Annotated in this window: 9 protein-coding genes, 1 tRNA gene and 1 pseudogene; 4 read left to right on the top strand and 7 right to left on the bottom strand. The window is 46.7% G+C overall.

Annotated elements, in window-relative coordinates:
- Nucleotides 1-23: 23 nt before the first annotated feature.
- Both GBAG_RS03490 and dnaQ read right to left on the bottom strand, forming a co-directional pair.
- A tRNA-Asp gene (locus GBAG_RS03490) sits at nucleotides 24-100 on the bottom strand.
- 133 nt (nucleotides 101-233) lie between these two features.
- On the bottom strand, nucleotides 234-965 hold the full coding sequence (gene dnaQ / locus GBAG_RS03485) for a DNA polymerase III subunit epsilon (RefSeq protein WP_034493560.1): 732 nt from the start codon (nucleotides 963-965) through the stop codon (nucleotides 234-236).
- Between dnaQ and rnhA the strand changes: the two genes are divergently transcribed.
- Nucleotides 919-1,491: a ribonuclease HI gene (rnhA, locus tag GBAG_RS03480; RefSeq protein WP_167333327.1), complete on the top strand. Its 573-nt coding sequence runs from the start codon at nucleotides 919-921 to the stop codon at nucleotides 1,489-1,491. The genes dnaQ and rnhA overlap by 47 nt on opposite strands.
- On the opposite strand, the gene GBAG_RS03475 is transcribed toward rnhA, so the two are convergent.
- Nucleotides 1,442-2,206, bottom strand: a complete 765-nt coding sequence (locus tag GBAG_RS03475) for a methyltransferase domain-containing protein (protein ID WP_034493558.1) — start codon at nucleotides 2,204-2,206, stop codon at nucleotides 1,442-1,444. The genes rnhA and GBAG_RS03475 overlap by 50 nt on opposite strands.
- Before the next feature lie 36 nt (nucleotides 2,207-2,242).
- On the opposite strand from GBAG_RS03475, the gene gloB reads away from it, so the two are divergent.
- Together gloB and mltD are read left to right on the top strand one after the other, a co-directional pair.
- Nucleotides 2,243-2,998, top strand: a complete 756-nt coding sequence (gene gloB / locus GBAG_RS03470; RefSeq protein ID WP_034493557.1) for a hydroxyacylglutathione hydrolase — start codon at nucleotides 2,243-2,245, stop codon at nucleotides 2,996-2,998.
- Between the two features lie 70 nt (nucleotides 2,999-3,068).
- Nucleotides 3,069-4,427 carry a murein transglycosylase D gene (mltD, locus tag GBAG_RS03465; protein WP_034493556.1) on the top strand — a complete coding sequence of 453 codons (1,359 nt, stop codon included), beginning with the start codon at nucleotides 3,069-3,071 and terminating at the stop codon, nucleotides 4,425-4,427.
- Nucleotides 4,428-4,486: 59 nt separating this feature from the next.
- On the opposite strand, the gene GBAG_RS03460 is transcribed toward mltD, so the two are convergent.
- The 3 genes from GBAG_RS03460 to GBAG_RS03450 all read right to left on the bottom strand — a co-directional run bounded on the left by GBAG_RS03460 (nucleotide 4,487) and on the right by GBAG_RS03450 (nucleotide 7,454).
- Nucleotides 4,487-5,254, bottom strand: a complete 768-nt coding sequence (locus GBAG_RS03460) for a class I SAM-dependent methyltransferase (RefSeq protein ID WP_034493554.1) — start codon at nucleotides 5,252-5,254, stop codon at nucleotides 4,487-4,489.
- Between the two features lie 76 nt (nucleotides 5,255-5,330).
- Nucleotides 5,331-6,128, bottom strand: a complete 798-nt coding sequence (locus GBAG_RS03455) for an endonuclease/exonuclease/phosphatase family protein (RefSeq protein WP_034493561.1) — start codon at nucleotides 6,126-6,128, stop codon at nucleotides 5,331-5,333.
- 150 nt (nucleotides 6,129-6,278) lie between these two features.
- The gene (locus tag GBAG_RS03450; protein WP_034493552.1) at nucleotides 6,279-7,454 is read right to left on the bottom strand and encodes an MFS transporter; all 1,176 of its coding nucleotides are present in this window, start codon (nucleotides 7,452-7,454) and stop codon (nucleotides 6,279-6,281) included.
- 104 nt (nucleotides 7,455-7,558) lie between these two features.
- Here GBAG_RS03450 and yafC point away from each other — a divergent pair.
- Nucleotides 7,559-8,472: pseudogene (gene yafC / locus GBAG_RS03445) on the top strand (DNA-binding transcriptional regulator YafC).
- Here yafC and dkgB read toward each other — a convergent pair.
- On the bottom strand, nucleotides 8,469-9,272 hold the full coding sequence (gene dkgB, locus GBAG_RS03440; RefSeq protein WP_034493548.1) for a 2,5-didehydrogluconate reductase DkgB: 804 nt from the start codon (nucleotides 9,270-9,272) through the stop codon (nucleotides 8,469-8,471). The pseudogene yafC and the gene dkgB overlap by 4 nt on opposite strands.
- Between the last annotated feature and the right edge of the window lie 170 nt (nucleotides 9,273-9,442).

Genomic DNA, 9,442 nt, shown 5'->3' with positions numbered 1-9,442 from the left:
TTCTGATTCAGGCTTTCTGATTGTGGCGGAACGGACGGGACTCGAACCCGCGACCCCCTGCGTGACAGGCAGGTATTCTAACCGACTGAACTACCGCTCCGCGTTTTGTTCCCCGTCGGGAACGAGGCAGATATTACGTATTGGGCCGGTAAGCGTCAACGTTTTTCTAAAAAATCTAATCGGTTGCCGTTAATTTAACCCAACCGGTGATTTTTAATCCATTGATGCTGCTTTTATACCCGCCACAGGCAACTTCCACCTTTCTTTTCCACAAGATCAAGCCGCGATTCATGCGCTTCCATTTCCACATCACTGGCTCGAATGATACGTATACCTGAACCATGACGCACAACTCTCTGAATACCGCTATCTCCGGTACGCTGCTGAACGTCCCCTTCCATGGCAAACTTCAGAGAGGTTTGGCCGCCCGTCATCATCAAATAGACGTCAGCCAGAATCTGGGCATCGAGCAATGCTCCGTGAAGTGTTCGTTTGCTGTTGTCTATTTCATAACGATTGCAAAGTGCATCGAGGCTATTGCGCTTGCCCGGGAACATTTTACGAGCAAGTGCCAGACTATCGGTAACTTTGCAGAAGGTATTGGTTTTCGGGATATCACGTTTAAGCTTCCCGAACTCATAGTCCATAAACCCAATATCAAACGACGCGTTATGGATAACCAGCTCTGCGCCGCGAATATAATCCATGAACGAATCAGCAACCTGATCAAAAGTGGGTTTGTCTGCCAGAAACTCATCGGCAATTCCGTGAACGCCAAAGGCTTCCGGGTCCACCAGCCTGTCAGGCTTCAGGTAAACGTGGAAGTTATTACCCGTCAGCCGGCGGTTAATCACTTCAACCGCACCGATTTCAATAATGCGATGCCCTTCGTAGTGAGCACCGATTTGGTTCATACCGGTGGTTTCAGTATCAAGGACTATCTGTCGTGTAATTGGTGTGCTCATGTCGCTCGTTTATGTCAGACTTGGTTTTTTAATCACAGGAAGTCTACCAGAGATGCGCAAACAGGTAGAAATTTTCACCGATGGCTCTTGCCTCGGTAATCCAGGCCCGGGCGGTTATGGCGCCATTTTACGGTACAAGCAGCACGAAAAAATTTTCAGCGTTGGCTTTCGTTTAACGACAAATAATCGCATGGAAATGATGGCTGCGATCGTCGCACTTGAAGCGTTAGTCGAACCTTGCGACGTGGTGCTTAGCACTGATAGCCAATATGTTCGCCAGGGCATTACCCAATGGATTCATAACTGGAAAAAACGTGGCTGGAAAACCGCCGATAAAAAACCAGTAAAGAATGTCGATTTGTGGAAACGACTGGATGCCGCATTAAGCGAGCATAAAATCAGTTGGGAGTGGGTGAAGGGCCATGCCGGTCACCCCGAAAACGAACGTTGCGATGAACTTGCGCGTGAAGCGGCTTCTAATCCAACTCTTGAGGACGTGGGTTATCAACCAGAGACGAAGCTTTAGTTGTCTCCCGAAACTGCCTTGTCGCCCCGACCGCTGACCGAATTTGCGTTTTCGCTTTCCGACTTTTCATTGGATTGAGCGTCAGGGGTAACGTGCGCTTACGTGCCACAATGACATGCATACATCCCAACGCAGGAAGGTGGGTACTGAGCATCTTCCCACCTTGTTTACTCCAGGGTAAAACCTGGAAACTGCGTTGGTGCATCACTTCAAAATTAAGTAACGCTAACCAGTCAAACATCCTCATTGGTGTGAACATTCGGCAATGATACGGTGTGCGTTTGCGTAAAAACGGTACAGTTTTCCCCAAGCCGAGCAAACTCACCGGGTTGAAGCTGCTCAAAATCAGCCAACCGTCATCAATCAATACTCGATCCACTTCTCGGAGTAATCCGTGCGGATCCTGGCTCCAGGGTAATGTATGAGCCAACATACAGGCATCGACCGATTTAGCAGCAAAGGGTAAAAACAGCGGATCGGCATTAACCTGAAGCCGCTCGCCTTGTATTGCGACATTCACCTGGTGTGAAATAGCACATGCTTCGGTGTTAATTTCTGTGCTTAAGTTACCAATCTTCAAAAGATGAAAACCGAACATCTTAGCAAGCCAGGGCTGGAGTTGGACTTCCAGAGCTTCGCGGTAATACTCGCCCCAGGGCAGCTCTCCCCAATGATGCGGTGAAATGAAATTATCAGGTATCCTTGCCGGTTTCATCACTACCTTCTTAACGCAATTCAGAGAGGTTGAATTATGAATCTTAACAGTATTTCTGCATTCCAGGATAACTACATCTGGGTTCTGAACGACGAACAGGGTAAATGTATCATCGTCGATCCTGGTGACGCTGAACCAGTGCTTAAAGCGCTTGAAACCAACCAATGGACACCAGAGGCAATTTTACTCACCCACCATCACAATGATCACGTTGGCGGCGTAAAAGAACTTCTGAAAAAGTATCCAGACCTTGTGGTATATGGCCCCGAAGAGACACAAGATAAGGGAACGAACCGGGTAGTCAGAGAGGGCGATAAGGTCAATATTTTAAAGTATGAATTTAGTGTTATTGCCACTCCCGGTCACACTTTAGGACATATCTGTTTCTACTGCGCACCTTACCTATTTTGCGGCGACACTCTATTTTCTGGTGGCTGCGGCAGGCTTTTTGAAGGCACAGCGAGAAATATGTTTGATTCTTTTCAAAAGCTTAACAAACTTCCCGCTGAAACGTTAATTTGTTGTGCCCACGAGTACACACTTTCGAACATTAAGTTTTCCTTATCGATCCTTCCTAACGATGATGAGTTAAACCGATACTGTCGAAAAGTTAAGGAGTTACGTGCAAAAAACCAATCAACGCTCCCCAGTTCTTTAGAAAATGAACGCAAAATAAATTTATTCCTTAGAACACATAATGTTGATTTAAAAGATAAAATAAAAGAAGAAACAAACTTGCAACAACCACACCAGATTTTTGCATGGTTACGGACAAAGAAAGATACATTCTGAATTTTCTGGTTGTGTTGTTTGGAAGTGGAAGGTATTCTTGCTCGTCTTTTAAGCAACTATTGACACACACATGAAGGCAAAAGCGATATTACTCGCCTCTGTCCTGCTAGTGGGGTGCCAGGCGTCGAAGCATGACGGCAACATCCAACAGCACGCACAGAGTCTGTCTGCAGCTGGTCAAGGTGAAGCAGGAAAGTACACAGGTAAGCGATGGATGGACGATGGGACATACCTCGCAGATAATCAAAACTTGTGGAACTTCATTGGCGACGAGCTAAAGATGGGGATACCGGAGAATACCCGGATCCGCGAACAGAAACAGAAGTACCTGAAGAATAAGAGCTATCTCCACGATGTAACATTACGGGCAGAGCCGTATATGTACTGGATTGCCGGGCAAGTTAAGAAACGCAACATGCCAATGGAACTAGTACTACTACCCATAGTGGAGAGCGCTTTTGACCCCCACGCTACCTCTTCTGCGAATGCCGCTGGCATCTGGCAGATTGTACCGAGTACGGGTCGAAATTATGGTTTAAAACAGACCAAAGCATACGATGCACGTCGTGATGTAGTGGCTTCTACCACTGCCGCACTCGATATGATGCAGCGTCTGAACAAGATGTTTGACGGCGACTGGTTGTTAACCGTGGCGGCGTACAACAGCGGCGAAGGTCGTGTACTGAAGGCAATGAAAGCGAATAAAGCTCGTGGTTTACCTACGGATTTTTGGTCGCTTTCACTGCCACGGGAAACCAAGATTTACGTGCCAAAAATGCTGGCGTTGAGTGACATTCTCAAAAACAGCCAAAAATACGGTGTACGCCTGCCGACGACTGACGAAAGTCGTGCTTTAGCGCGAGTTGAAGTGAGCGATCCGGTGGAACTGACACAAGTGGCTGAAATGGCGGGAATACCATTAAGTACGCTTAAAACGTTCAACGCTGGGGTTAAAACCTCGACGGTTGGCAAAAATCAGCGTTATGTGATGGTGCCTAAAAAGCATGCCGATCAGCTGAAAGCCTCTTTGGCTTCCGGTGAAATTGAAGCAGTGCAACCTCGCATGATCGCTGATAACAGCGGAACTGCTGGTGGCAGCAAATCTTACCGTGTTCGTTCAGGTGATACCTTGTCGAGCATTGCTACCCGCATGGGTGTGAGCACTAAAGATTTGCAAAGCTGGAACGGCATACGTGGCGCGCATATCAAAGTTGGCCAAACACTCAGTGTCAAAAATGGCGCTCAGAGCTTAGCTAAGAACGATAGCATCACGTACAAGGTGCGCAAGGGTGATTCGTTGTCGAGTATCGCTAAACGTCACGGTGTGAATATCAAAGATGTTCTACGCTGGAACGATGATACGGACAATCTGAAACCTGGCGATCAGTTGACGCTGTTCGTAAGCAACAACTCTACACCTGATACATGATTGTTTATTCGAAGAAAAGGCACCTATAAAGGTGCCTTTTTTATTACTGTCCCTCAATGTCAGACTTTCCTGGCTTCGACCATCACAATGTCGCTGGTAAACGTCCCATCGGCCTGCAGATCAAAATAGCGTTGTACTTCATCTGATGCGCTTTGTTGATAAGCGCGAATAGCATCAGCCATTTCCTTAGGTGTTCGCATACGTGCAATCCAACTTGAAAATTCCAGAACCAATCGGTCGCACAATAAGTTCTGCGTCACTAAACCTGCCTCGTTAAACATGCCCAGTAACTCTCCGCTGGAATAGTTATGAACATGCGAAGTATCCCGCAATGCTTCAACAGTTTGTAACCAGATATCCAGAACAGGATGGCCAGGTGACATAACATCCATAAACACCACCACCCCGCCAGGTTTCAGTACGCGCCTTACTTCCCGTAACGCTTTGCCAACGTCGTGCCAGTGATGAGCTGAATAGCGGCTGATCACAACATCAAATGATTCATCCGCAAATGGTAAAGCTTCCGCATAACCCTGCTGCGTCTTTATATTGGAGATATTACGAGTTTTAGCTGCCTCACTGACCACCGACAGCATTTGTTCGGAGAGATCGTAAGCAACAACATCTTTCACCTGTGACGCGGCAATAAAACTCGCATGCCCTGCCCCACATCCCATATCAAGCAGTTGGGCCTCAGGAAAATCGGCCAGACGCGCGTTCAAGCGCTCCAGGTCTCTTCCTGAAGCATGTACAGCGCTACTCAGATACGCCCCTGCCTGAGAGCTAAATTGTTGGCTGACTTTGTCATGGTGAGTTTGTGTTGTCATTGTATTGTCCTTGCAGTTGATTATAAGTAAGGGCAGCACACAGGTCTGCCCAGTGGCAGACCTGACTAACCTTACTTCAATCAGGTTTGCCGGGACGGAATTCGACTAGTAGAGGGTTGTGGTCAGACGCGCGGGTAACCAGAACAGAGGCTTCCGTAACATTTAATCCACGATAAAACACGAAATCGAGAGGACGACCAAAAGCCCGACGGCGATGATCGTCAGTAAAGCGCACCTCACGCAGAGTCATCTCGCGAGCAAAGCGGTAGAGTGCATTCATGCGAGGGCGACTCCAGGCATTAAAATCGCCTGCCATAATAATCGGCCCATTATGATGGCCAATTTGATCACCAATTGGCCCAAGTTGCTTACTGTAAACATCCACACCCAGGCTGAAATTCACGGCATGAATATTCACGACCATTAATAAACGGCCATCAGGCAGCGGGTAAACTGTTACTAACGCGGATTTAGACAAACGTAGAATCGGTTCACGTTCGCGCAGTGGGCAACAGTAGACAGGATGTGCGGCAGACAACGTCATCACGCCAGAGGGGTGTTGAGGCAATACAAACGCCGGAACCTGATCTGCGGCCAGATAATTACTGGTCGCAAATTTTACCAGTTCAGGAGTGGCTTGCGCTTCCTGCAACAAGACGAGGTGAGCATCTTTACCAAAATTTTGCAGCACCGAAAGCCACTCAGCTCGTTGCTGCTTGAAGATGTTCCATACCAATACTTTTAAGGAAGCCTCGCTCGGCAAAGGTTCCCCGGGTGGCAATGCCTGACCAATAGTTGCAAAGGAGCCAGGAGGCAGAATGCGTTCTGCTGGCTGACCGGCAACATATCTCATGGCATAAGTATTTTTGCGCACTTTTTTACTAATGACCTCTGTAACCAAAGAAGCCTCCATATCGAAGGCTGTCTTTCAGTTATAGGGACTTTAGTGCAGAGTTTCAACGACCAATTCAAACCATTGATGAACAAGACCGTAAGCAATTGCTAACGATCTTGTTTAAATGAGTTACCCGACAGCAATTTCTCGGCGGGAATCAAGTCGGCCACTTAACGTAATTAAAAGTAATGCAGCAACAACAATCACCGCGCCAATCCAGGGAGTTTGCGCCAAACCAAAGCTTTGAACCGTTTGACCGCCAATAACAGAACCTAATGCGATCCCAACGTTAAAAGCCGCGATATTCAGACCAGAAGCAACATCTACCGCATTTGGCGTGTAAAGCTCAGCCTTCTGCACAACATACACCTGCAAACCAGGTACATTGCCGAAGGCGAAAATCCCCATGATTAACACCGTCACTAAAGCACCAATATGTGAACTAGCCGTAAACTGGAACACCAGGAGTAATGCGGCAAGTGCTGCAAAAATGAATTTCAAGGCAGGCACAGCACCATGACGGTCAGCAAGTTTTCCGCCCCAGATATTCCCTATTGCTACGGAGATGCCATAGCCTAATAAAATCCAGCTCACTGCTGCTGGCGAATAACCTGCAAGGTCCTGCATCATCGGAGCCAGGAAGGTAAATGCCGTAAACACGCCACCGTACCCCAAAGCTGTTATCGCATAAATGATCAACAAACGCGGGTGAGTCATCACTTTCAGTTGATCTTTAATACTGGCAACCACTCGAGTTGGAATATCTTTAGGCACCAAAATTGTGCTGCTAATTAATGCGATTACACCGATAGCCGACACTGCGAGGAACGTTTCGCGCCAACCAAAATGCTGACCAATGAACGTCCCGAGAGGTACGCCAGTAACCAAAGCAACGGTTAAACCACCAAACATAATCGCAATGGCAGATGCCGCTTTCTCTTTAGGGACCAGACTGGTTGCGATGGTTGAGCCAATTGAGAAGAACACGCCATGCGCAAGTCCTGTCAGCAGACGAGCAATAACGAGGGTTTCATAGTTTGGCGAAAGCCAGGCTAACAGATTACCCGCGGTAAATAATGCCATCAGACCAATCAGTAATTGCTTACGAGGCAATCTCCCGGTTAATGCCGTCAAAACAGGAGCGCCCACAGCGACGCCCAACGCGTAAATAGAGACTAACAATCCAGCAGAAGGTAATGAAATTGAAAGTTGGTCAGCGATTGTTGGTACCAGCCCAACAATGACAAATTCTGTAGTACCGATTGCAAATGCACTGATAGTCAGCGCCCATAGTGCCAGAGGCATAATTTACTCCATAACAGGTGTCTTTTGATGACACGCAGTATGGCGTGATGGTTAAATAACAAAAATATGCAAAATCTCAATACAATTTTGTCTCAGGAGCAATAATGAAGGCCACCTCTGAAGAACTGACGATCTTTGTCGCCGTTGTGGAAAGCGGAAGTTTTAGTCGTGCAGCGTTACAGCTCGAACTGGCTAATTCAGCTGTGAGCCGCTCGGTGAAAAAATTAGAGATGAAGCTAGGGGTAACACTTCTAAATCGCACAACGCGCCAGCTAAGCCTTACAGAAGAAGGTGAGCGTTATTTCCGCCGCGTACAACAGATTTTGCAAGAGATGGCAGCGGCTGAAAATGAGCTAATGGAAACGCGACAAAGACCTCGGGGTTTACTGCGCATTGACGCTGCGACCCCTGTGATGCTCCACCTCTTGATGCCGCTCATTAAACCTTTCCGTGAACGCTATCCAGAGATAACGCTTTCGCTAATTTCCTCAGAGACATTTATTAACCTGATTGAACGTAAAGTCGATGTTGCCATTCGCGCAGGAACGTTGACGGATTCAACACTTCGGGCCAGACCCCTTTTCACCAGCCAACGTAAAATTATTGCTTCTCCTGAATATTTAGCACAAAACGGAATACCGCGAAGTGCAGAGGATCTTCAGGATCATATCTGCCTGGGTTTCTCTGAAACAGAAAGTTTGAACAAATGGCCGGTTGCCCAAACTGATGGATTACAGTATGACATTACACCGGGAATAACCTCCAATAGCGGTGAAACACTCAAGCAACTTTGCCTGACCGGGAATGGTATTGCCTGCCTGTCTGACTACATGATTAATAAAGAAATAGCTGAAGGGAAGTTTGTGGAATTACTTGCAGACAAACTGCTCCCCGTAGAAATGCCATTCAGTGCGGTGTATTACAGCGATCGTGCCGTCAGCAGCCGGATTAGAGCATTTATTGATTTTCTAAGTGAGCATGTGCAACAGCCCCCGCAGGGGCTGTAATGGAAGATTAATCCCAGAGTGGAGCCAGACCTTCCGGGCTAACCAGTCGATCGTTACAGTCCAGTTCAGTAATGGCCATCATATCTTCCTCATCGAGCATGAGAGTCTGCGATCGTAGATTACTTTGCAGATTCTCACGTTTTGTTGAAGAAGGAATAACCGCATAACCCAACTTCATTGCCCATGCCAAAATAACCTGAGCCGGAGTTGCATTATATTTCTGCGCAATTCTTCTAATGACTTCATCTTTCAGTGCCTTACCATAGGCAAGAGTCATATATGAGGTGATATGGATATTATGTTCATGTGCCCAATCAACGACTTTGCGGTTGTGCAAATACGGTGAAAGCTCAATTTGGTTGGTCGCTATATTTTCAGCCCCCACCGCATCAATTGCCTGCTGCATCAGGTCGATAGTGAAGTTAGAAACACCAATATTGCGCGTTAGTCCTTCTTTTTTCGCTTCAAGTAACGCCTGCATAAACTCTGCGACTGGCACAGCATCATTGGATGATGGCCAGTGAATTAGAGTCAAATCGACATAATCTGTACGCAATTTGCGTAGACTTTCTTTCAGGCTTGGGATTAATTTTTCTTTGCTTAGATTCTCAATCCAGATTTTAGTGGTGATAAAAAGCTCACTACGTGCAACACCACTTTCTTCAATAGCCTGCCCTACAGCAGCTTCATTCTCATAAATTTGTGCTGTATCGACCGCGCGGTAACCTAATTCAAGCGCTGTTTTTACTGATGCGATCACTACATCGTCTTTTAAACGAAATGTACCTAAACCAAATGCAGGAATTGTCATTTTTTACCTCGTTGGGGATATATGTTTGTTATACGAGGATTATGCAGCGGATAACTTTGCTAACAAAGTCAGATAATTGCAGAAGATATTTGCGTTAAACACAATAATAGAGAGACATGCTGAATTTTATGCATAAAAAAGCCCTGAGTCTAAAAGACTCAGGGCTTAAA

The sequence above is a fragment of the Buttiauxella agrestis ATCC 33320 genome (assembly GCF_000735355.1).
Classification (GTDB): domain Bacteria; phylum Pseudomonadota; class Gammaproteobacteria; order Enterobacterales; family Enterobacteriaceae; genus Buttiauxella; species Buttiauxella agrestis.
Note: the sequence above shows the minus strand (reverse complement) of the source record. Positions and strands in the feature narration are given on the sequence as shown.